Annotated in this window: 26 protein-coding genes and 1 pseudogene; 18 read left to right on the top strand and 9 right to left on the bottom strand. The window is 67.7% G+C overall.

What is annotated here, in order from left to right:
* Positions 1–8: 8 nt before the first annotated feature.
* The 4 genes from DD559_RS13670 to DD559_RS13655 all read left to right on the top strand — a co-directional run bounded on the left by DD559_RS13670 (position 9) and on the right by DD559_RS13655 (position 4,334).
* Entirely contained in the window at positions 9–1,121 is a 1,113-nt protein-coding gene (locus DD559_RS13670) for a fumarylacetoacetate hydrolase family protein (RefSeq protein ID WP_116469665.1), read from the top strand.
* Between the two features lie 7 nt (positions 1,122–1,128).
* The gene (xylB, locus tag DD559_RS13665) at positions 1,129–1,926 is read left to right on the top strand and encodes a D-xylose 1-dehydrogenase (RefSeq protein ID WP_116469664.1); all 798 of its coding nucleotides are present in this window, start codon (positions 1,129–1,131) and stop codon (positions 1,924–1,926) included.
* Between the two features lies 1 nt (position 1,927).
* On the top strand, positions 1,928–2,821 hold the full coding sequence (locus DD559_RS13660; RefSeq protein ID WP_116469663.1) for an SMP-30/gluconolactonase/LRE family protein: 894 nt from the start codon (positions 1,928–1,930) through the stop codon (positions 2,819–2,821).
* A 391-nt stretch (positions 2,822–3,212) separates the two neighbouring features.
* On the top strand, positions 3,213–4,334 hold the full coding sequence (locus DD559_RS13655) for a hypothetical protein (RefSeq protein WP_133243827.1): 1,122 nt from the start codon (positions 3,213–3,215) through the stop codon (positions 4,332–4,334).
* A 266-nt stretch (positions 4,335–4,600) separates the two neighbouring features.
* Here DD559_RS13655 and DD559_RS13650 read toward each other — a convergent pair whose 3' ends face one another.
* The 4 genes from DD559_RS13650 to DD559_RS13635 all read right to left on the bottom strand — a co-directional run bounded on the left by DD559_RS13650 (position 4,601) and on the right by DD559_RS13635 (position 7,563).
* Positions 4,601–5,224, bottom strand: coding sequence for a TetR/AcrR family transcriptional regulator (locus DD559_RS13650; RefSeq protein ID WP_116469661.1), 624 nt, complete (start codon positions 5,222–5,224; stop codon positions 4,601–4,603).
* A gap of 94 nt (positions 5,225–5,318) precedes the next feature.
* Positions 5,319–5,969, bottom strand: a complete 651-nt coding sequence (locus DD559_RS13645) for a CoA transferase subunit B (RefSeq protein WP_116469660.1) — start codon at positions 5,967–5,969, stop codon at positions 5,319–5,321.
* Entirely contained in the window at positions 5,969–6,859 is an 891-nt protein-coding gene (locus tag DD559_RS13640) for an HAD family acid phosphatase (protein ID WP_116469659.1), read from the bottom strand. Before DD559_RS13640 ends, DD559_RS13645 begins: the two co-directional genes overlap by 1 nt.
* On the bottom strand, positions 6,856–7,563 hold the full coding sequence (locus DD559_RS13635; protein WP_116469658.1) for a CoA transferase subunit A: 708 nt from the start codon (positions 7,561–7,563) through the stop codon (positions 6,856–6,858). Before DD559_RS13635 ends, DD559_RS13640 begins: the two co-directional genes overlap by 4 nt.
* Before the next feature lie 227 nt (positions 7,564–7,790).
* On the opposite strand from DD559_RS13635, the gene DD559_RS13630 reads away from it, so the two are divergent.
* The 5 genes from DD559_RS13630 (at position 7,791) to DD559_RS13610 (ending at position 11,847) form a co-directional block, all read left to right on the top strand.
* Complete coding sequence (locus DD559_RS13630; protein ID WP_116469657.1) at positions 7,791–8,321, top strand: outer membrane protein; 531 nt, start codon at positions 7,791–7,793, stop codon at positions 8,319–8,321.
* Between the two features lie 261 nt (positions 8,322–8,582).
* Positions 8,583–8,978, top strand: a complete 396-nt coding sequence (locus DD559_RS13625) for a hypothetical protein (protein WP_133243826.1) — start codon at positions 8,583–8,585, stop codon at positions 8,976–8,978.
* On the top strand, positions 8,978–9,853 hold the full coding sequence (locus tag DD559_RS13620) for a glycoside hydrolase family 25 protein (RefSeq protein ID WP_116469655.1): 876 nt from the start codon (positions 8,978–8,980) through the stop codon (positions 9,851–9,853). Before DD559_RS13625 ends, DD559_RS13620 begins: the two co-directional genes overlap by 1 nt.
* Before the next feature lie 40 nt (positions 9,854–9,893).
* A complete protein-coding gene (locus DD559_RS13615) occupies positions 9,894–11,549 on the top strand; it encodes a thiamine pyrophosphate-binding protein (RefSeq protein ID WP_116469654.1) in 1,656 nt (551 codons plus the stop codon).
* A gap of 43 nt (positions 11,550–11,592) precedes the next feature.
* Positions 11,593–11,847: a hypothetical protein gene (locus DD559_RS13610; protein ID WP_116469653.1), complete on the top strand. Its 255-nt coding sequence runs from the start codon at positions 11,593–11,595 to the stop codon at positions 11,845–11,847.
* 80 nt (positions 11,848–11,927) lie between these two features.
* Here DD559_RS13610 and DD559_RS13605 read toward each other — a convergent pair whose 3' ends face one another.
* From DD559_RS13605 to thiS, 3 genes are all read right to left on the bottom strand, one after another.
* On the bottom strand, positions 11,928–12,098 hold the full coding sequence (locus DD559_RS13605) for a CsbD family protein (protein WP_116469652.1): 171 nt from the start codon (positions 12,096–12,098) through the stop codon (positions 11,928–11,930).
* 90 nt (positions 12,099–12,188) lie between these two features.
* The gene (locus tag DD559_RS13600) at positions 12,189–12,959 is read right to left on the bottom strand and encodes an alpha/beta hydrolase (protein WP_116469651.1); all 771 of its coding nucleotides are present in this window, start codon (positions 12,957–12,959) and stop codon (positions 12,189–12,191) included.
* Positions 12,959–13,963, bottom strand: a complete 1,005-nt coding sequence (thiS, locus tag DD559_RS13595; RefSeq protein ID WP_116469650.1) for a sulfur carrier protein ThiS — start codon at positions 13,961–13,963, stop codon at positions 12,959–12,961. The genes DD559_RS13600 and thiS overlap by 1 nt, the downstream gene beginning before the upstream one ends.
* Positions 13,964–14,042: 79 nt before the next feature.
* On the opposite strand from thiS, the gene aroQ reads away from it, so the two are divergent.
* The 4 genes from aroQ to arsC are packed head-to-tail and all read left to right on the top strand — an operon-like array spanning position 14,043 to position 16,717.
* On the top strand, positions 14,043–14,477 hold the full coding sequence (gene aroQ, locus DD559_RS13590; RefSeq protein WP_116469649.1) for a type II 3-dehydroquinate dehydratase: 435 nt from the start codon (positions 14,043–14,045) through the stop codon (positions 14,475–14,477).
* A gap of 44 nt (positions 14,478–14,521) precedes the next feature.
* On the top strand, positions 14,522–15,010 hold the full coding sequence (gene accB / locus DD559_RS13585; protein WP_116469648.1) for an acetyl-CoA carboxylase biotin carboxyl carrier protein: 489 nt from the start codon (positions 14,522–14,524) through the stop codon (positions 15,008–15,010).
* Positions 15,011–15,020: 10 nt separating this feature from the next.
* A complete protein-coding gene (gene accC, locus DD559_RS13580; protein WP_116469647.1) occupies positions 15,021–16,385 on the top strand; it encodes an acetyl-CoA carboxylase biotin carboxylase subunit in 1,365 nt (454 codons plus the stop codon).
* Positions 16,382–16,717, top strand: a complete 336-nt coding sequence (arsC, locus tag DD559_RS13575) for an arsenate reductase (glutaredoxin) (protein ID WP_116469646.1) — start codon at positions 16,382–16,384, stop codon at positions 16,715–16,717. Before accC ends, arsC begins: the two co-directional genes overlap by 4 nt.
* Before the next feature lie 140 nt (positions 16,718–16,857).
* Here the strand turns inward: arsC and DD559_RS13570 are convergent, their stop codons facing one another.
* Positions 16,858–17,706: an SDR family oxidoreductase gene (locus DD559_RS13570; RefSeq protein WP_116469645.1), complete on the bottom strand. Its 849-nt coding sequence runs from the start codon at positions 17,704–17,706 to the stop codon at positions 16,858–16,860.
* 89 nt (positions 17,707–17,795) lie between these two features.
* Here DD559_RS13570 and DD559_RS13565 point away from each other — a divergent pair, with 89 nt between their 5' ends.
* From DD559_RS13565 to DD559_RS13550, 4 genes are all read left to right on the top strand, one after another.
* Entirely contained in the window at positions 17,796–18,191 is a 396-nt protein-coding gene (locus tag DD559_RS13565) for a winged helix-turn-helix transcriptional regulator (protein ID WP_116469644.1), read from the top strand.
* Positions 18,192–18,421: 230 nt separating this feature from the next.
* Positions 18,422–18,772 (top strand): CidA/LrgA family protein, encoded by a 351-nt coding sequence (locus DD559_RS13560; protein ID WP_116470911.1) that lies wholly within the window; start codon positions 18,422–18,424, stop codon positions 18,770–18,772.
* On the top strand, positions 18,769–19,470 hold the full coding sequence (locus DD559_RS13555; RefSeq protein ID WP_116469643.1) for an LrgB family protein: 702 nt from the start codon (positions 18,769–18,771) through the stop codon (positions 19,468–19,470). The genes DD559_RS13560 and DD559_RS13555 overlap by 4 nt, the downstream gene beginning before the upstream one ends.
* Before the next feature lie 73 nt (positions 19,471–19,543).
* Positions 19,544–20,026, top strand: coding sequence for a vgr related protein (locus DD559_RS13550; RefSeq protein WP_116469642.1), 483 nt, complete (start codon positions 19,544–19,546; stop codon positions 20,024–20,026).
* An 8-nt stretch (positions 20,027–20,034) separates the two neighbouring features.
* Here DD559_RS13550 and DD559_RS13545 read toward each other — a convergent pair whose 3' ends face one another.
* Entirely contained in the window at positions 20,035–21,336 is a 1,302-nt protein-coding gene (locus tag DD559_RS13545; protein ID WP_116469641.1) for a hypothetical protein, read from the bottom strand.
* A 175-nt stretch (positions 21,337–21,511) separates the two neighbouring features.
* On the opposite strand from DD559_RS13545, the pseudogene DD559_RS19970 reads away from it, so the two are divergent.
* A pseudogene (locus DD559_RS19970) lies at positions 21,512–21,738 on the top strand (hypothetical protein); the annotation flags it as partial.

Raw genomic sequence — 21,738 nt, 5'->3', positions numbered from 1 at the left:
CATCTGCAATGCTGCCTGTCGATCATGCACAGGCGATTCTGGTCGGTCGCGTGCAAACGGCCGCGGGCCCCAGTCCGGTCCTTCTGCGCAACGGCGAGGTGATCGACGTCTCCGCCACCGCGCCCACCGTCGCCGACCTGCTCGAGCGCGATGACATCGCGACGCTTGGCGGCACGGTGCTTTGCAGCGTCGAAGCGCTCGGCAGCGAATCGGCCCCGCAGATCCTGGCGCCGATCGACCTGCAATGCGTCAAGGCCGCCGGCGTCACCTTCGCGGTCTCGGCGCTGGAGCGCGTGATCGAGGAACGCGCCCGCGGCGATTCCGCCAAGGCCGCCGAGATTCGCGGCGATCTGGAAGCCAAGGTCGGCTCGGGCATCCGTTCGGTCGTCCCCGGCACCGCCGAGGCCGCCGCCCTCAAGGCCGCGCTGATCGAAGCGGGCATGTGGTCGCAATATCTGGAAGTCGCGATCGGGCCGGATGCCGAGGTGTTCACCAAGGCCCCCGTGCTTTCCGCCATGGGCTGGGGCGCCGAGATCGGCATCCGCTCGGACAGCGACTGGAACAATCCCGAGCCGGAAGTGGTGCTGGTGGTCGACCGGACCGGTGCGATTCGGGGCGCGACGCTCGGCAACGACGTCAATCTGCGCGACTTCGAGGGCCGCAGCGCGCTGCTGCTCGGCAAGGCGAAGGACAACAACGCCTCGACCGCGATCGGCCCGTTCATCCGCCTGTTCGATGACCGCTTCACCATGGACGACGTGCGCGCCGCCGTGGTCGATCTCACCATCGACGGACCGGAGGGCTATCGCCTGTCGGGCACCAACAAGATGAGCGAGATCAGCCGCGATCCCACCGAGCTCGTCCGCCAGACGCTGAGCGAGCACCAGTATCCGGACGGCTTCGCGCTGTTCCTCGGCACGCTGTTCGCGCCGGTGCAGGATCGCGATCATCCCGGCCGCGGCTTCACCCACAAGCCCGGCGATATCGTCCGCATTTCCACGCCGAAGCTCGGCACGCTCGTCAACCGCGTCACCACGTCGAAGGCCGCCGCGCCCTGGACGTTCGGCATCCGCGATCTGATGCGCAACCTCGCCGCGCGCGGCCTTCTCTCGCATTCCTAAGGTGTCCATGACGCACGTCGATCTCCAGCAGGGGCCGATCCCGGCCGCCCAGCGCGCCGTTTATCCCAGCCTCCAGGGCAAGCGGGTCCTGATCACCGGCGGCGGCTCGGGCATCGGCGCCGGGCTGGTCGAAGGGTTCGTCCGCCAGGGCGCGGACGTCACCTTCTTCGACATCGCCGAGGAAGATTCGCAGGCGCTGGTCGCCAGCCTCGCCGATGCGCCGATCGCGCCGCGCTTCCACAAGGTCGACCTCACCGACGTCCGCGCCGCGCAAGCGCAGGTGCAGGCGCTGATCGAGGCCGAGGGCGCATTCGACGTGCTGCTCAACAACGCCGCCAATGACGACCGCCACACGATCGAGCAGGTGACCCCGGAATATTGGGACAACCGCCTGAACGTGAATCTGCGCCACCAGTTCTTCATGGCGCAGGCGGTGATCCCGGCGATGAAGGCGAAGCGCGCCGGCGTGATCATCAACCTCGGCTCGATCTCCTGGCACCTGGCGCTTGAGGAACTCACCCTCTACCAGACCGCCAAGGCGGCGATCGAGGGCCTCACCCGCAGCCTGGCGCGCGAGCTGGGCCCGGACGGCATCCGCTCGGTCTGCATCGTCCCCGGCAACGTCAAGACGCCGCGCCAGATGAAATGGTACACGCCGGAAGGCGAGGCGGAGATCGTCAAGGCGCAGTGCCTGCCCGGCCGCCTGGTGCCCGACGACATCGCCGCCGCGGCACTGTTCCTTGCATCCGACGACGCACGCCTGATAACGAGCCACGAATTCTTCGTGGATGCAGGCTGGAGATAAGATGACCGACAAGGTGGTGGTTTCGGCGCCGGAGAGCGTGTGGGGGCTCAGCGCTCCGCTTCTCGAAGGCCCGGTCTGGGTGGAGCGCGACGCCGCGTTGTGGTTCGTCGACATCAAGAGCCACAAGATCCACCGCTATGATCCCGCCACCGGCGACAAGGCGAGCTGGGACGCGCCGGCCCAGGTGGGCTTCGCGCTGCCGGCGGCCAGCGGCGGCTTCGTCGCCGGCCTCCAGACCGGCCTGGCGAAGTTCGATCCCGCCGATGGCAGCTTCACGCCCCTGGTCGATCCCGAGCCCGACCTGCCCGGCAATCGCCTGAACGACGGCACCGTCGATTCCGAAGGCCGCCTCTGGTTCGGCACGATGGACGACGGCGAAAGCGCCGCCACCGGCACCATCTACCGGCTCGCGGCGGACGGCAGCTGCGTCGCCTCCGCCCCCAAGGTATCGATCACCAACGGCCCCGCCGTCTCGCCCGACGGCAAGACGCTCTACCATGTCGATACGCTGGGCGCGGTCGTCTATGCCTGCGACATCGATGCGGAGGGCGCGCTGGTCAACCGTCGCGAATTCGTCCGCATCGCGGAGGGGGAAGGCTTCCCCGACGGCCCGTGCGTCGACAGCGAAGGCTATGTCTGGGTGAGCCTCTACGCCGGCTCGGAAGTGCGCCGCTATTCGCCGGCGGGCGAGCTGGTCGAAACCGTCCCCTTCCCCGTCGACGCCATCACCAAGATCGCGTTCGGCGGCCCGGACCTGAAGACGGTGTTCGCCACCACCGCCAACAAGCACCTCTCCGCGCAAGACAAGGCGGCACGCCCGACCTCCGGCGACCTGTTCAGCTTCCGCGTGACGGTGGCGGGGCTGCCGGGCACGATGATCCGCGCCGGCGCCTGAACGGGCAGCCCCTCCCGGACACTGCGCCGGGAGGGGCTGCCAGGCCGAATGGCCGGGAAGCGGCCGGCCGCTTCCCGGCAGACGCGCTTCGCTGCCGTTCACCACGGCCGATCGAGCGATGGTTCGCGGGCAGAACGCGCCGTTTGTCAGGGCACATCCAAAGGCAGCTTCTCCCAGAAGCCGACGTTCAGCACTTCCCCAACCGGTCATCGAAGCGCCCGCGGAGGTGAGCCGGTTTCAGGCTGACGGCTTCGAGGTGAATCATAGGTGACCCAACGCTCCCCTTACCTAATCAGACGATGCCTTCGTTTCGTTGCCTATCCAGTTGACCGCAGTCACCTGACCATTGATCCACGCTCAGACGACTCGCTCTTCAGATGGGAGAAAGGTCATGACATCGCGGTTTCGTGGAGAACTGACCGTTGTCCCACCGGTCCGCATGTTTATTCGAAAGACCGGCGTCCGGACGGCGATCGATTGGAGTACGCACGGGGCCGATCGTGCGCTCTCGGGTACGCGCTTCCAGCTCCTTGGCGATTTCGGACGCGCCGGCCCACTGCCAACGGACCGGTTCCTGATTCCGGGAACCCGCGTAGACTTCGGCGGCGGAGACGTCGCCGCCATGACGTCGAGCGGTCTTAGTCAGTTCAAAGAGCTTCTGATCGCGACCTACATGAGGGAACGCGAGATTCGCGCCGACATCAAGAAGGCCAAGTTACAGCACGCCATTTCGTGGACTGCGCGGGCACTGAGTTGGGGAACGCTGTTGTCTGTCGTCTCCAAATCTCTGCGCGCCAAGGCAGACAGGGCGGTGGCGCTTCGCAAGGCGCAGGTGTCTACGCTCGGCGGTAATCTGGCGGCATCCAGAATATCGATCAGCTTCGATATGGAAACCGCCGTCGCTGATCCGCATCGGCATATGCTGCAAGCTTTTGACCAACTCGCCATTTCTGAAGGCTCTTGGGCCCTCAAAACTTCTCAGCACATCGATCGAGTGAAGGCTCGAAGCATGTCGAGCACGGTCGTGGACCGCATTGTCGCCCGCCTCGCACGTCGAACCGATCCGCTCGTCGACACGGCAGACTTGCCCCTTTCGTTGCCAGTTCAAAATGGCCGTTCGACTGCATATTTCTATCCTGGCTTCGTCCTAGTGGTGGACGTCGACCGCTCCAATTTTGCGATCATTGACCTCAAAGAACTAGATATAAGCTATACGTCTGTTCGATTCACCGAATCCGAGCGGGTCCCGACCGACGCAAGGTTAGTCGGCAAGGTCTGGGCGAAGTCGAACAAGGATGGCTCGCGAGACCGACGGTTTAAGGACAACCGAGAACTACCGGTCATGCTTTACGGCGAGCTAGGACTCAAAACCTCAACGGGCCTCAATGAGGCTTTCATGTTCAGCCGCAGCGAACCTTGCGAAGCGTTCGTTCGCGCGATTGGGGAGCTAAAGCGCGTACTCGCGACCGGTGCGGTGCCTCTTTCTGCCGGCTCAAAATCCTTACCGAAGTAACCAGTCAAGGGGCAGGTTCTGGCGAGAGCGGCCGTTCGATCAGCCGCGAGGAAGCGGCAGGCAAATCCCATTCTCCGACCTCACAGTTCCTGCACGCCAATCCCTACGAACCGACCGAAGCTCCCCATATGTTCGCACACCCCTTCCCCGAAGGGCCGGGCTGCGCTTTGGCTCGGTTGCACCACCCCGCCGCCGCCGCCGCGCACCTGCGCGAGATCGGGAACTTCCTAAACTGCTGGGGCCCCCGTCAGCGGGCGGCGGTGGCGCTATCGGTACATCGCCCGCGTCAGGCCGGCGACGCCGCTGCGCACCCGATCCCAACCGGCATCGTCGCGCAGGTCGAGGCCGAGGAAGCGTCCGCTCGCGGCGCCGGAAAGCACCAGTTGCTGGATCGCCGCGATCAGCAGCGCATTGAGCATCGGCGCATCGATGCCCGCCGGGCGCTGCAGCGTGCCCCGTTCCCGCGCGATCCAGCCGCTCAGCGCCTTGCCGCGCGCTTCCGAAAAGGCGGTGGCGAGCTTGGACGGGGCCGAAAGCTCCCAGGCGAGGATCTTCTGGGCGAGCGGATCGCTGCGCAGCGCATCGAGCAGCGCCACCGCCACCCGCGCCATCATCTCGGCATAGCTTGCCGGCGGCGCGCTATGATCCGGCCGCACCAGGGCGGTCTGCATCCAGGCCGAAACATCTTCGGCGATCGCTTCGGCAAGGCCGTCCATGCCGCCGAAATAGCGATAGATCAGCTGCTTGTCGTATCCGGCCGCGCGGGCGATGGCGTTCACGCCCCAGCCGGCGAACCCCCGCTCCGCCAGCAGCGCCTTGGCCGCCGCCAGAATCGCCGCCCGCGTGTTCGCCGCGTTGCGCGGTCGCTTCGCCGGTGCCTCGCTATCCACGCCGTCCCTTCCCCCTTGCCTGGGGAAAGGGTTAACTATCACCGGTTAGTGACACAAGCCCCCCTCGGGACGCACCCGACGGGGAGGACCGTGATCACGCCGCAGCCAGCGCGACCGCGTAGCTGGCGGTCGTCTTGGCGGCGACTTCTTCGGCGGTCACGCCCGGCGCCAGCTCGATCAGCCGGAAGGGCGAAGCATGGTCGACCCGCTGGAACACGGCGAGATCGGTGATGATCATGTCGACGACATTCTTGCCGGTCAGCGGCAGCGTGCACGCCGGGATGAATTTGGGGCTGCCGTCCTTGGCGTTGTGCTCCATCACCACGATGATCTTCTTCACGCCGGCGACCAGGTCCATGGCGCCGCCCATTCCCTTGATCATCTTGCCCGGGATCATCCAGTTGGCGATGTCGCCGCCCTCGCTGACTTCCATCGCGCCGAGCACGGTCAGGTCGATATGCCCGCCGCGGATCATCGCGAAGCTGTCGGCCGAGCTGAAATAGACCGAGCTGGGCAGCTCGCTGATCGTCTGCTTGCCGGCGTTGATCAGATCGGGATCCTCATCGCCCGCATAGGGGAACGGGCCGATGCCCAGCATCCCGTTCTCGGACTGGAGCGTCACTTCCACGCCTTCGGGAATATGGTTCGCCACCAGCGTCGGGATGCCGATGCCCAGATTGACGTAGAAACCGTCCTGCAGCTCCTGCGCGGCGCGCGCCGCCATTTCGTCGCGGGTCCAGGCCATTATCGCTTCTCCTGCGGATCCGCCCAGCGCGTCGCCGGCGGGAAGGTTTGATCGAAGGTGGAACCAAGCCCGGTTCCATAAACGGGGTTGGGCAGCACGAACCAGCCGCGCCCCCACATCGAACCGATCACCGGACCGGCGGCGGCCGCGCGGCGCTCGGGCGGGCTGAGCGGCGCGAAGCTGTCGGTAAAGTCGCCGAGCTGGTCGCCGCCCATCGCCACCACGCACCAGCGCTGGGCAATCGCGTCGCGGCGGCCGTCCTTGGCGGACTTGCCGTCGACATCGCCTTTCAGGAACAGCGTCTCGCCATGCTTTGCGGGGCCAAGCCCGGCAAAGGCCAGCGCCGTTTCGGTTTCGGCGGCGTTGGCGGCGGCGCGATTGGTGTTGAAGATCACCGCGACGCCCATCGCCCGCAGGGCCTGCACCGCCGCCACCGCGCCGGGCACCGCCGCCACCTTGGTGATGCCGGTCTTCTCCCAGCGATCCCATCGGCCCGCGTCCCAGCCGCCAGAGCGCTGCGCATCGTCGCCTTCATAGCCCAGGTTGAGCAGCATGGTTTCATCGACGTCGAACACCGCCGCCGGCGGCTTGTCGTCACACGAAGCGAAGCGGGGCGCGAGCACGGTGGCGCCGGGCGCCAGGACGACCGACGCACGCCGATCGCTGCCGGCCGCCCCGTCGCCGGCCATCCGGCGCCGCACGCCATCGACCAGCGCGTTATAGGCCTGGATGCTCAGCGCGGCGGCCTCGCCGGAGCCATAGAGATACTGCATCCCCGCCGGCACGCCGCCGGCCGGGCCGGCAGGCGCAGGCGCCTGCACCACGGTCGTCGTCGATACGCAGCCCGACAGCGCCAATCCGGCCGCCAGCAGCAGCCCGGGCCGGCTCATGCCGCCTCGCGCGGGCGCGTCGTGCGGAACTCGATCTTCTTGTCGTAGGGCGCGCCGACGATCAGCCGCTTCACATAGATGCCCGGCAGGTGGATGAAATCGGGATCGAGGCTGCCGACCGGCACCACTTCCTCCACCTCGGCGACGCACAGATGGCTGGCGGTCGCCATCGGCTGGTTGAAGTTGCGCGCGGTCTTGCGGAAGATCAGGTTGCCGGCCTCGTCGGCCTTCCAGCCCTTGATGATCGACAGGTCGGCGCGGATACCGCGCTCCAGGATATATTCCTCGCCGTCGAAGACCTTCACTTCCTTGCCCTCGGCCACCTTCGTGCCGACGCCGGTCTTGGTGTAGAATCCGGGGATGCCCGCGCCGCCGGCGCGGCAGCGCTCGGCCAGCGTGCCCTGGGGGCAGAATTCCACCTCCAGCTCGCCGGAAAGATACTGCCGCTCGAACTCCTTGTTCTCGCCGACATAGGAGGAGATCATCTTCTTCACCTGGCGGCTGCGCAGCAGCTTGCCCAGGCCCTCATTATCGATGCCGGCGTTGTTCGAGGCGATGGTCAGGTCCTTGACCCCTGCGGCCTGGATCGCGTCGATCAGCCGCTCGGGGATGCCGCACAGGCCGAAGCCGCCCGCGCAGATCGTCATCCCGTCGAACAGCAGCCCTTCCAGCGCTGCACTCGCGTTGGGGTAGAGCTTGTCCATCGACGATTCCCTCCATGTGGTTGCAGCGGCGATAATACCGGCATGGCGCCGCGGTCAAGCGAACCTGAACCACCATTCAACTTGCCCGGCCGGACGACCGTTGCGCACATGCAACACTCGCATCGTGTAATGCATTTGTCATATTGCGCCTGCGAAAGAAACGCCTAGGTAAGCCCCCGGATGGCCATCCCGACGTAACAAGTACAAAGTCCAAAGGTAGGAATTTTATGCGTATTTTCGCAACGACGGCGCTCGCCCTGATGGCAGCCGCAACCCCCGCAATGGCGCAGGATGGCACCTTTCAGGGTCCGCGCGTCGAAGTCGTCGGCGGTTGGGACCGTGCGCAGACGCAGGGCGTCGGCGGCTCGGGCTTCGTCTATGGCGGCGGCATCGGCTATGACCTGCAGCGCGGCAAGACCGTGTTCGGCGTCGATGCCGAAGTGACCGGCTCGACCCTCGACAAGTGCGAATTCGGCGTCTGCGCCAAGGCGGGTCGCGATCTCTATGCCGGTGCGCGCATCGGCGTCGCTGCAACGCCGAACACGCTGGTGTACGGCAAGATCGGCTACAGCAACGGCCGCATGATCGGCTACACCGCCACCCAGCGCATCGCCGACAATCTCGATGGCGTCCGCCTGGGCGCCGGCGTGGAGCGCAGCTTCGGCAATGTCTATGGCAAGGTCGAGTATCGCTACACCAACTATTCGCAGAACGTGGAGCGCCACCAGGTGCTCGGCGGCATCGGCTATCGCTTCTAAGCAACACCGATCGGGGGCGCCCTGCGCCCCTTTTCCCGGAAGCCCCGCATCGGCGACGATGCGGGGCTTTTTCGCATCCCTTCCGGATTCACTCGGACGGCGCCACAAACAAAGAACACAATAGGAAATGTAATTTCCTACAAAAACGTGCGCTCTATATTTGCGCCAGTTCTGACATAATTTATCCAGAACCCCCTGGAAGCGGAATATTTCGCGATTATCTTCCAGCGATTGTGTAAATCCTGAACGATGGGGGTTCAAATGGGTGCATTATCGTGGATTCAACTGCTTGCCCTCGGTGGGCTGGCCGGCGCGATGGGCCAGGCGATCCGGGTGATCGTGGGAATCAAGAAGCTCAACGATCAGGCTTCTGCGGCGAACACGTCGCTGGCCGCGATGATCGTGCCGACACAATTGGTCGTATCGCTGCTGATCGGGTTCATCGCCGGCGCACTCGCCGCGGCGCAGCTGATCCAGAACATCGCGCAGATCTCCGCCACGCAGATCTTCACCCTCGCGGCGGCAGGCTATGCCGGCGCCGATTTTATCGAGGGGTTCATGAGTCGCTTCACGCCGAACGAAAGCGATACCAGCCCGGCACCCGCCGCTACGCCCATCGCACCCGCCGCCGCCACGGCCGACGGAGCCGTGGGCTGATGGCGACGGCAGGCACGACGCCGATCAGCGGCACGGTACGCACCACCACGCTGGTCAACCTCCGCCAGGGCGCCCCGCGCACCAGTGCGCCGGTGGTCCGCAAGCTCGCTCCGGGCACCAGCATTGCCGTCACCACCGTGGCGGTGGGCGATTCGGTGCAGGGCAATGCGCTCTGGTACGGCACCGCCGACCATGCGTATCTGTGGAGCGGCGGCTGCACGCCGCCGCAGCCGTCCGCCACCGCGGGGGTCTCGACCCTTCCGGCGATCCCGGCGGTGGTCGATCTCTACCACCGCAGCAGCGTCACCGATTTCCAGGCCGCGCGTGCGGCCGGGGTGCTGGGGATCATCCACAAGGCGACCACCGGCACCACCGGCCGCGACGAGCTGTATGACGATCGCCGCACCGCCGCGACGCAGGCCGGGCTTCTCTGGGGCGCCTATCATTGGGGCACCGCCTTGCCGCCGGCGGTGCAGGTGGAAAACCTGCTCGCCTGGGCGAAACCGGATGATCGCACGCTGATCGCGCTGGATTACGAACCGAGCCCGAACAACCAGATGACGCTCGACGGCGCGCGCGAATTCCTGGAGCGGATCCACGACAAGCTCGGGCGCCGCGCGGTGCTCTATTCGGGGCATCTGATCAAGGAGCAGCTCGGCAGCCAGGTCGATCCGTTCTTCGGCGCGCACCGGCTGTGGCTGGCGCAATATTCGGGGTCTGCCGTCGTCCAGCCGAGCTGGAAGCGCTATTGGCTGTGGCAATATTCGGACGGGCCGGCGCAGGTGCCCGGCATCCCCGGCGACGGCGCGGGCCATATCGATCGCAACCATTATGCCGGCAGCGCGGAACAGCTCGCCGCCGAATGGGCAAGCTGAACGCTCGACTTCGCGGCCCCCGCATGGCTACCATGGCCGCATGACTGCAAACCGTACCGGGGGCCGCATCCTCGTCGACAATCTGGTGGCACAAGGTTGCGACCGGATCTTCCATGTCCCGGGCGAGAGCTTCCTTGCGGTGCTCGATGCCCTGCACGACGTGCCCGAGATCGACCTCGTCACCTGTCGCCAGGAAGGCGGCGCGGCGTTCATGGCCTGCGCCGACGGCGCGATGACCGGGCGACCGGGCGTCTGCTTCGTCACCCGCGGGCCCGGCGCCACCAACGCCAGCATCGGCGTCCATGTCGCGATGCAGGATTCGGTGCCGATGCTGCTGTTCGTCGGCGATGTCGATCGCGGGATGCGGGATCGCGAAGGATTCCAGGAAGTCGACCTGCCCGCGATGTTCGCCCCGCTCGCCAAATGGGCGACGCGGATCGAGGACGCGCGCCGCATTCCCGAATATATCGCCCGCGCCTGGAACGTCGCCACCGCGGGCCGCCCCGGCCCGGTGGTGATCGCACTGCCCGAGGACATGCTGCTCGATGTGGTGGCGGCGGTGGACCGCCCCGCCATTGCGGAACCGATCCAGGCCGCCGATGCCTTCGATCTCGATCAGCTCTACGATCTGCTGCGGGAAGCCGAGCGGCCGATCGCGATCGTCGGCGGGGGCGGCTGGGATTCGGATACGGCAGAGGATTTCGCCCGCTTCGCCGAATCGATCGATCTGCCGGTCGCCTGCGCGTTCCGCCGGCAGGACGCGATCGACAATGCCTCGCCGGTATGGGCCGGCAATCTCGGCTATGGTCCGAACCCGAAGCTGGTCGAACGGATCAAGGCAGCGGATCTGCTGCTGGTGGTCGGTGCCCGGCTCGGCGAGGCGACGACCGACGGCTACAGCCTGATCACGCCCGAGCATCCGGGGCAGACGCTGGTCCATGTCCACCCGGACCCGAACGAATTCCACCATGTCTATCGCGTCGATCTGCCGATCTGCGCGCGGCCGTTCGAGTTCGCCGTGGCGGCCGCGGCCACGGCGGAAGCCGCCGGGCTCCCCCGCTTCGACGCCGCTGCCGCCCATGCCGAATGGCAGGCATGGGCGACCCCGCAGCCGCGCGAAGGCGTTGCGCTCGATCTCGGCCCCTGCGTCGCCGCGATGCGTGCGGCGCTGCCGGCCGATACGATCATCTGCAACGGCGCCGGCAACTTCTCCGGATGGTGGCACCGCTACTGGTCCTACGCCGCCCAGCCTTCGCAGCTTGCCCCCACCGCCGGCGCGATGGGCTATGGCGTGCCGGCCGCCGTCGCTGCGGCACGGCGCTTCCCCGATCGCCGGGTGGTAGCGGTCGCCGGCGACGGCGATTTCCTGATGAACGGCCAGGAACTCGCCACCGCCGTGCAATATGGCTGCGATCTGCTGGTGATCGTCGTCGACAACGGCGCCTATGGCACCATCCGCATGCACCAGGAGCGCGAATTCCCCGCCCGGCTCTCCGGCACCACCCTGCACAACCCGGATTTCGCCGCGCTGGCCCGCGCCTATGGCGGCTGGGCGGCGACAGTGGAGACGACCGAGGGCTTCGCCCCCGCGCTTGCCCAGGCGCTGGCGGTGCCCGGCCTCAAGCTGTTGCATTGCAAGACCGATATCGAAGTGATCAGCGCCGCGACGACGATCACCACGTTGCGAAATCGATGAAAGGATAAGGAAGCCGTTAACCGACTTCGCCTAGGCTGACGCCATGGTACAGACAGTAGAGCGGTGGCGTACGGCACATCTCGGCAAGCGCGGCGATCGCGCGCGGATCAACGGGCAGCCGGTCTGGCAGCGCGAATGGCGCTGGATCGACAAGAAGACGGTGCGCCTTCCCCACCCGCTGCATACCAGCGACATGTTCTCGTTCATGATCTGCGAGATCGGACCCGTCACTGCCCCGGCACGCTTCGCCGCCGCGCAGGTGGAACCGGACCTGTGGGCCTTCTACGTGCCCGATTGAGCGCGTCCGCCACAACCGAAAAAACGAAATGGGCCGCCCCTTCCAGGGCGGCCCATTTGCTTGTCCGGTTGCCGAACGGCTCAGATATCGTCGCCGAGCGCGCCCTTGACCTTGCCGCCGAGCTGCTGGGCCTTGCCCTTCAGCTCCTGCGCCTTGCCCTCGTCGCGCGTCGCGGGATCGCCGCTGTGCTGCTTGATCTTGCCGGCCAGCTCGTTGGCATTGCCTTTGATCTTGTCGATCAGTTCGCCCATCACTCCATACTCCTGGCTAGGGTTAGGTGTCTGAAAATACGCCACCTTCGACATGCCTGGGATAACGTGCGTCCGCCGTTCCTGTTCCGCTCAATCTCGCGTCACGCGATCCAGAAAAGCCATGGTCGCGCGCCACGCCTCCGCCGCGCCTTCCGGATTTTTCGGCCGCAACAGCGTCGAGCTGCCGTGCACGCCGCCCAGCTTCGGCACGAACTGGGTTTTCTCGGCCGCCGGCGACGCCGCCAGGATCGTCCGCGCCGCATCCTCCTCCTGCCCGTCCTGCGCCGAGGTGACGAAGATCGGCACGGTCACCTTCGCCGCCGCCCGCGCCACGGCGCCCTTCTCGTCGAGATACTCGCCCGGCGAAAAGGCCAGCAGCGCCTTCACCTGCCCCGGATGCTCGGCGGCGAGCAGAAACACCAGCGACGCCGAATAGCTGCTGCCCCACAGGATAATCGGCAGCTTCTGCTGCCGCGCCCAGGCAAAGGCTGCATCGAGATCGCGCTTCGCCTCGCCATAGTCCGCCGAATGGCCGAGCATCTTCACCGTCTCGTTGACGCCGAACAGCGTGCCGCCCGCGCGCTGGTCGATGCGGAGCGACGAATAGCCTGCCTGCGCCAGCTGGGGGCTGAGCAGCGCATATTCGTCCTTGCCCGATTCGGCCTGGTGGAACAGCAGCAGCAGCGCCTTGGGCGTGGCCGCGCGGGTATAGACGCCGGCGATCTTCACCCCGTCTGCGGCGGTGAGGGTCACCGGCTCGGCCGAGATCGGCCCCTGATTCTCGATCGGATCGCTTTGCGGCCGGGGATGGCACCCCGCCACCGCGAGCAGCGCCAGCGCCGCCACCCCGGCGCCGCGCATCAGATCAGCCCCGCCAGCGGGCTCGATGGATCGGCATAGCGACGCTTGGCCATCCGCCCGGCGCGGTAGGAGAGCCGTCCGGCCTCCACCGCCGCCTTCATCGCCGCCGCCATCAGGATCGGATCCTTGGCCTCAGCGATCGCGGTGTTCATCAGCACGCCGTCGCAGCCCAGCTCCATCGCCACCGCCGCGTCCGAGGCGGAACCGACGCCGGCATCGACCAGCACCGGCACCTTGGCACCTTCCACGATCAGCCGGATCGTCACCTGGTTCTGGATGCCGAGGCCCGATCCGATCGGTGCGCCCAGCGGCATGATCGCGACGGCGCCGGCATCCTCCAGCCGCTTGGCGGCGATGGGATCGTCGACGCAGTAAACCATCGGCTGGAAGCCTTCCTTGGCCAGCACCTCGGTCGCGCGCAGCGTCTCGACCATGTCGGGATACAGCGTCCGCGCCTCGCCCAGCACTTCCAGCTTCACCAACTCCCAGCCGCCCGCCTCGCGCGCCAGCCGCAGCGTGCGGATCGCCGATTCGGCATCGAAGCAGCCGGCGGTGTTGGGCAGGTAGGTGATCTTCTTCGGGTCGATATAATCGGTGAGCATCGGCGCCTTGGGGTCGCTCACATTCACCCGGCGCACCGCGACGGTGACGATCTCGGCGCCCGATGCCGCCACGGCGGCGGCGTTCTGCTCGAAATCCTTGTACTTGCCGGTGCCGACGATCAGGCGCGAGCGGAAGGTCTTGCCCGCCACCGTCCAGCTGTCGTCGGCAAGGGAGCCGGCATGGTCGCCACCCCCCACGAAATGCACGATTTCCAGCTCATCGCCATCCTCGACGATCACCTGGCCCAGCGTCGAGCGCGGCACCACCTCGAGATTGCGTTCCACCGCCACCTTCTCGGGCACCAGCCCCAGCTCTTCGGCCAGCTGCGCGAGCGTGAGCCCGGCCGTGATACGCTTGTGTTCGCCGTTGACGCGGATGGAAACGGTGCCGTCGCTGTGCATGAAGAGCCTTGGATTTGATCGGAGACGCGGGCTCATATAGGGAGGACCGCATCCTGCCCGCAACCGAAAGGCGCCTGCATTGGCCGATACGATCTTCGTCTTGAATGGTCCCAACCTCAATCTGCTGGGACTCCGCGAGCCGGAAATCTATGGATCGGACACGCTGGACGACATCGCCGGCATGTTGGAGGATCGCGCCCGCGAACTCGGGCTGGAGATCGAGATGCGCCAATCGAACCACGAAGGCCATCTGATCGACTGGCTGCACGAGGCGCAGGCCGATGGCGCCCGCGCCGTGCTGCTCAATCCGGGTGGTTACACCCACACCTCGGTGGCGCTCCACGATGCGATCAAGAGCATCCGCACGCCGGTGATCGAGGTGCACCTCTCGAACCCCCATGCACGCGAATCCTTCCGCCATATCAGCTATGTCGGTCGCGCGGCGAAGGGCACGGTGGCCGGATTCGGTTCGTTTTCCTATATTCTCGCGCTTGAAGCCGCCGCGCGTCTCTGACAGAGGGCGCCGTTTCATCTACAGAATTTTCAAAGAAGGGTCGTATGGCCGAAGAAACCAAGTCGGGTGCAATGATGGTCGATATCGAACTGGTTCGCCAGCTCGCCGCCGTGCTCGATGACACCCAGCTGACCGAGATTGAAGTCGAGGACGGCGAACGCCGCGTCCGCGTTGCCCGCAAGGTGATCGCGGCGCCCGCGACGATGCAGTACGCCGCCCCCGCCGCGCCGATGCTCGCCGCCGCCCCGGCCGCTGCAGCCGCTGCCCCGGCCGAGATCGTCGCCGCGCCGCAGCCGAGCGCCAATGCGGTCAAGTCGCCGATGGTCGGCACCGCCTACCTCAAGCCGAATCCGGAAGCGAAGACCTTCGTCACCGTCGGCCAGCAGGTCGCCGCCGGCGACACGCTGCTGATCATCGAGGCGATGAAGGTGATGAACCCGATCCAGGCCCCCACCGCCGGCACCGTGAAGGCGATCCTGGTCGAGAACGGCCAGCCGGTCGAGTTCGACCAGCCGCTCGTCGTGGTCGAGTAACGGAACGGCCATGCCCGAGATCAAGAAGCTGCTGATCGCCAATCGCGGCGAGATCGCGCTGCGCATCCACCGTGCGTGCCACGAAATGGGCATCAAGACGGTAGCGGTGCACTCCACCGCCGATGCCGATGCGATGCATGTGCGCCTGGCGGACGAGGCGATCTGCATCGGCCCGCCGGCCGCGTCGGAGAGCTATCTCAACATCCCGAACATCATCTCGGCCGCCGAGATTTCGGGCGCGGATGCGATCCACCCGGGCTATGGCTTCCTTTCGGAGAACGCCCAGTTCGCCGAGATCGTCGAGGCGCACGGGCTGATCTTCGTCGGGCCCAAGCCCGAGCATATCCGCACCATGGGCGACAAGATCGAGGCGAAGCGCACCGCCGGCGCGCTCGGCCTGCCGCTGGTGCCGGGCTCGGACGGCCCGATCGCGGATCTGGAAGAAGCCAAGGCGATCGCCGCCAAGGCCGGCTATCCGGTGATCATCAAGGCCGCCTCGGGTGGCGGTGGTCGCGGCATGAAGGTCTGCACCAGCGAGGACCAGCTCGAAACGCTGATGCAGCAGGCGGGCTCGGAAGCGAAGGCCGCGTTCGGCGACGCCACCGTCTATCTCGAAAAGTATCTCGGCAATCCGCGCCACATCGAGTTCCAGGTGTTCGGCGACGGCAACGGCAACGCGATCCATCTCGGCGAGCGCGACTGCTCGCTCCAGCGCCGCCACCAGAAGGTACTCGAAGAGGCCCTCTCGCCGGTGATCACGCCGGAGGAGCGCGAACGCATGGGCGCGATCGTCGCCAAGGCGATGTCCGACATGGGCTATCGCGGTGCGGGCACGATCGAGTTCCTGTGGGAAAATGGCGAGTTCTACTTCATCGAGATGAACACCCGCCTCCAGGTCGAGCATCCGGTGACCGAGATGATCACCGGCATGGACCTGGTCCGCGAACAGATCCGCGTCGCCGAAGGCCATGGCCTGTCGGTGCGCCAGGAGGATCTGGAGTTCCGCGGCCACGCGATCGAATGCCGCATCAACGCCGAGGATCCGCGGACCTTCGCGCCCTCGCCGGGCACGATCACCCACTTCCACGCACCGGGCGGCATGCACGTCCGCGTCGATAGCGGCATCTATTCGGGCTACCGGATCCCGCCTTATTACGACTCGATGATCGCCAAGCTGATCGTCTATGGCCGCACCCGCGAGGGCTGCATCCTGCGACTGAAGCGCGCGCTCGAAGAGTTCGTGGTCGACGGCATCAAGACGACGATCCCGCTCCACCAGGCACTGCTCGGCGATCCCGAGTTCCAGAAGGGCGAGTACACGATCAAGTGGCTCGAGGAGTGGCTGGCTCGCCAAGACGAGACAGCCGCGGCGTGAAGGCCACGATCTACCACAACCCGCGCTGCTCCAAGTCGCGCGAGGCGCTGGCGATCCTCAAGGACGCCGGCGCCGAGGTGGAGGTGATCGAATATCTGAAGACCCCGCCCAGCCGCGCAACGCTGGCGGAGCTCTACAAGCGGGCGGGCATGACCGCGCGCGAAGGCCTCCGCATCGCCGAGGACGCCGCCAAGCCGCTGAAAGACGCGGATGACGACACCATCCTCGATGCGATGGCGACCAACCCGATCCTGATCGAACGCCCGCTGGTGGCCACCGAGCGCGGCGTCCGCCTCGGCCGCCCGCCCGAAAAGGTGCGGGAGATACTGTAGGTTCAAATCCTCCCCCGCCAGGGGGAGGTGGCGCGCGAAGCGCGACGGAGGGGGAGGTCAGCGACCAACCGGCCGCCGTGCTTCCTCCCCCTCCGTCAGGCTGCGCCTGACACCTCCCCCTGGCGGGGGAGGATCGGGACTCAGCCCCGCACCCCCGCCGCGACCGTCTCGCGCCACGGCGTCGTCGGCCGACCGATCAGCGACGACAGCGTGTGCGAATCATCGAACAGCGCGCCTTCGCCCGCGCGGGCATCGCTGTCCGCAAGGATCGCCGCGAACGGACCCGGCAGCCCCGCGCCTTCCAGCGCCTTGGCATAGTCGGCCTGGGACAGGTTCTGGTATGCCACTGGCTTGCCCGAAATCTCGGCCAGCGCCCCCGCCAGTTCGGCCAGCGTGAAACCGCTATCGCCCGCCAGCTCGAACGTCCCCGCCTCGCCCCGGGTCAGCACCACCGCCGCCGCTTCGGCATAGTCTGCGCGCGAGGCTGCGGAGATCACGCCGTCGCCCGCGCTGCCCAGCAGCACGCCATGCGCGATCGCCGAGCCGGCCCCCATCAGGTAATTCTCGGTGTACCAGCCGTTGCGGAGCAGCGCGGTCGGCAGGCCGCTCGCCGCCAGCAGATCCTCGGTCGCCTTGTGCTCGGCGGCGAGCGCCATCGGCGAGGCCTGGCCGTGCAGGATGCTGGTATAGGCGATCAGCGCAACGCCCGCCGCCTTGGCCGCATCGATCACCGCGCGGTGCTGCGGTACGCGGCTGCCCACGGCATTGCCCGAAATCAGCAGCAGCCGGGTCACGCCCGCCAGCGCCGGTGCCAGTGTCTCGGGCGCGTCGTAATCGAAAACGCGCACCACCACGCCCTTGGCGGCGAAATCGGCGACGCTCTCGGGGTTGCGCACCAGCGCGACGATATCGCGCGCAGCGACCTTGCCCAGCAGCGCTTCGACGACGAGACGGCCCAGCTGGCCCGAGGCTCCGGTAACGGCGTACATGGCATCTTCCTTTCGATCGTGGATTGACGCGAGCGATCTAGCGACCCACTTACGAATCGTAAGTACGCACATAAAGGTAAGTATCAAAAATGTCGGCTGTCCCGCCCCGTACCCTCGCCGCGATGATGGACCGCGGCGATGTGTTCGTCCCCGATTGCCCGTCGCGCGCGGTGCTCAAGCGGATCACCAGCAGCTGGGGCCTGCTGGTGCTGGTCGCGCTGCAGGGCGGCACCCGCCGCTTCAGCGAACTGCGCCGCCGGGTGAACGGGGTGAGCGAACGGATGCTCGCCCAGACGCTCCAGCAGCTGGAGGCGCATCACCTCATCGCGCGCCGCAGCCTGCCGGTGGTGCCGCCGCATGTCGAATACAGCCTGACGCCGCTTGGGCGCGAAGCCGCGGCCAAGGTCGAGGATCTGGTCGAATGGATCCAGGCCAACCTGGGCGACCTGATGCCGGCGGAGGTGCAGGCCGAGGCGGCCGAGTAGCACCCTCTCTTCCGTCATCCCCGCGAAGGCGGGGATCCATTGGCGCAGGTGGCGCGGCTCCATCCCCCGCGTCCTGGCAAATGGATTCCCGCCTTCGCGGGAATGACGACCGGGGCGTGGCGGCCGCAGTCCTTCGCCTTGCAGGCCCGCGCCCGCTTGCGCCGCCCGCAACCACCTCCCACCTCCCCGACAGTATACCTCGCGCGCCGCCCATGGCATGGGGCACCGCCATGATCGCCGCCATCGCCACCCTGCTCCTCTGCCAGCTGCTCGGCGAGGGGATCCACCTGCTCACCGGCCTGCCGCTTCCCGGCGCGGTGATCGGCATGTTCCTCCTGCTCGGCTGGCTGCTGCTCCGCCCCGGCGAGCGCCCGACGCTGGTGCAGGTCTCGGCCTGGCTCACCGCGCATCTTTCGGTGATGTTCGTCCCCGCCGCGGTGGGGCTGATCGAGGAAGGCCCGGTGCTGGCGAAGAACGGCGTGGCGATCGTGCTCGCCACCCTGGTCTCGACGCTGCTCACCATGGTGGTGACCGCGCTGGTCTTCCACTGGGCGCTGACGCGCGCGGAGCGCAAGGCATGAGCGTGATGTGGCACGCGCTCCAGGCGACGCCGCTGCTGTGGCTCGCCGTCACGCTGCTCGTGTTCGAGGGCGCCGACCAGCTTTCGAAGCGCAGCAACCGCCATCCGCTCTGCCACCCGGTGCTGCTGGCGACGCCGGTGCTGATCGCGATCCTGCTCACCACCCGCACCCCCTACCCGCTCTATGCGCAGCACACCGCGATGCTCGGCTTCCTGCTCGGCCCGGCGACGGTGGGCCTGGCGGTGCCCTTGTGGCGCAACCGCGCGCTGGTCCGCCGCGCCGCCGGCCCGTTGCTGCTCGCGCTGTTCGCCGGATCGCTCACCGCGATTCTCAGCGTCACCGGCATCGTCTGGGCGTTCGGCGGCAGCGCGCAGATCCTGGCGACCGTCGCCCCGCGTTCGGTGACGACGCCGGTGGCGATGGCGCTCGCCGCCCAGCTCGGCGGCATCCCGGCGCTGGCAGCGGTGGTGGTGCTGATCGCCGGCGTGTTCGGCGCGATGATCGCAACGCCGCTGCTCGATGCGCTGCGCCTGCGCGACTATCGGGTGCGGGGCTTCGCGGCAGGCGTCGCGGCGCATGGCTTCGGCACCGCCCGCGCCTTCCAGGTGACCGAGATCGGCGGCACCTTCGCCGGCATCGGCATGGCGCTCAACGCGGCGATGACAGCGCTGCTGCTCACGCTCTGGGCGGTGCTGTAAGCGACGGCGGGGGGACGGCGCGAACCGCCCCCACGCCCCTTTCCGCCGCCGCCGTCGCGCCTATCTTGCAGCGATGCGCGCCGAACCGTCCCCGCTGCCCGATATCCGCCCGCTGACGGTGGACGAACGTCGCCTCGCCACCGGCATGTTCGGAAATGCGATCGATCTGGATCGCGTCCGCATCCTCCGCCGGAAATGGTTTCCGTTCCAGCCACGCCGCGTCACGATGGCCCCGCGCGGCGCGATCCACTTTCATCCGAAGGGCGACGGCTATTGCGCCTGCTTCGCCCGTCGATCGCTCGGCTGGCAGGGCCTGCTGATCCACGAGCTGGTGCATGTCTGGCAGCATCAGCAGGGGATCAATCTCGTACTGCGCCGCCATCCCTTCTGCCGCTATCGCTATACGATCCGGCCCGGCTGGGCCTTTGCGCGCTACGGCATCGAACAGCAGGCGGAAATCGTCCGCCACGCCTTCCTCGCGCGGCACGGCATCGCCGCCGAGGGCGCGCCGCCACCGGCGGTGCTGGAAGCGCTGCTTCCCTTCCCTCCCGCCTGAGCGCCCGGCTATCGCCGGTCCAGCTCTGGCCGGCGCTCGATCATCCGCCCCGCCGGCGCGGGCGGCCGCGGCGGCGGCGGCGGCGCGACATGGGCGGCAGGCGGCGCCGCCCGCGGTGCGGGTGCCGGTGCCGGCGGCGCCGAAGGCGTGTTCGTCGCGGCATTGCGCAGCCAGTTGGGCGTCATCCAGCCGCGTCGAGGCTCGGGCCGCTCGACGCCGGAGGGCGGCGCGGCGGGCTGCGGCGCGGGCGCGGCGGCAGCCGGCGGCGGCACGGGCCTCGCCGCCGGACGGTCCGGGCGAGCGCCGCCCTGCCAGCCGGGCCGACCGCCCTGCCATCCCGGCCGATCCGGCCGCTGCCATCCGGGTGCAGCAGAAGCAGGCGGCGGCGATGGCGGCGCTTCGGGTGCGCCAGCACCGGGCTGCGGTGGCGGTGGCGGCGTTCCGGGGCGTCCGCCCCAGCCGCCCGGCCGGGTCGGGCGATCGGGCCGACCGGGTCCGCCGATCCAGCCGCTGCCTGGCGGCGGCACCGGCTGTCCGGCGATCGGCGGGCGGGGCGGCGGGGCCGCCGGACGGCCCGGCCCGTGCATCCAGTGCCGGCCGATCCCCGGCGGCGGCGGGCCCTGGAACCCGCCGCTGCGCCACTGCGCGAACGCCGCCGCCATCGCCGCCCGCCGCGCGCGTTCGGCGGCCCAGCGCTGCTGCTCGGCGCGCGCATAGCCATCATAATCGGCCCGGCGCCAATTCGAATCCCAGCGCTGATCGATGCCGACGAAGAACAGGTTCACATCCGCCCAGGCGGTCGTATCCACGGGCTGCCACTGGCGATCGATCAGCGCATCGCGCAGCCGCCGCCCGCGCCGGTACAGGTCTTCGCCCTCGTTCAGGAACGGCGCGCCCTGATAGCGCGGCAGCACCATGCCGCTGCCGTTATAGACCACCGCGACATGCCCCGCTTCATAGCCGAAGCTGCGGTCCGCCTCGCGCACCACGAACGGCCCGCGATCGCCGGGCGCGAAGAAATAGGTGCGGGTACCTTCCGGCCGATCCTCCACCACCACCCAGAATCCGTCGCGCGTTTCCCAGGCCCAGGGCTCGCCCCCGCCAAAGCGGAAGCGATAGTCGGGCGGCGCGTCGCCGATCGCGTCCCACATCGCATGGGCGCGATCGATCCAGCGATAATCGTTCGCCTCCACCGGTTCGCCGATGCTGCTCGCGGTCACGACCTGCCCGCCCTGCGCCAGCGCGGGCTCCGCCGGAAGACCGAGCAGCGCGACCGCCGCTCCCGCCAGGTTCCAGATCGTCCGCGCCATCCTCTTTCCCCATATCGTCTCTAGGGCGGCATCCTCGCGCCGATCGCGTGAACCGGGCATGACCACTCAGACACATTCTATGACAGAATAGAAATAATGGCGCGTTAACCAAAACTTATCTGCCAGAGTTCCATAGCATCCCTGTGATCTTCCACGCGTTTTCGGGGATTTTGGGATGAAGCGGACCCTTCTGGTGCCCAGCATGGCCTCAGCATTGGCCCTGGTTGCCGCCTGCAGCGGCGGCGGCGGCGGTGGAGTCGCCAGTTCGCCGGCCGCTCCCTCGCCGAGCCCGATCCCCAGTCCGACGCCGACTCCGACTCCGGCGCCCGCCCCGACTCCGACGCCCACGCCGGCACCGACCCCGACGCCCACACCCGCACCGACCCCGACGCCCACGCCCGC

The organism is Sphingomonas pokkalii (genome assembly GCF_003096275.1).
GTDB classification, from domain to species: Bacteria; Pseudomonadota; Alphaproteobacteria; order Sphingomonadales; family Sphingomonadaceae; genus Sphingomonas; species Sphingomonas pokkalii.
The sequence above is the reverse complement of the archived record's forward strand: the minus strand, read 5'-3'. Positions and strand labels throughout refer to the sequence as shown.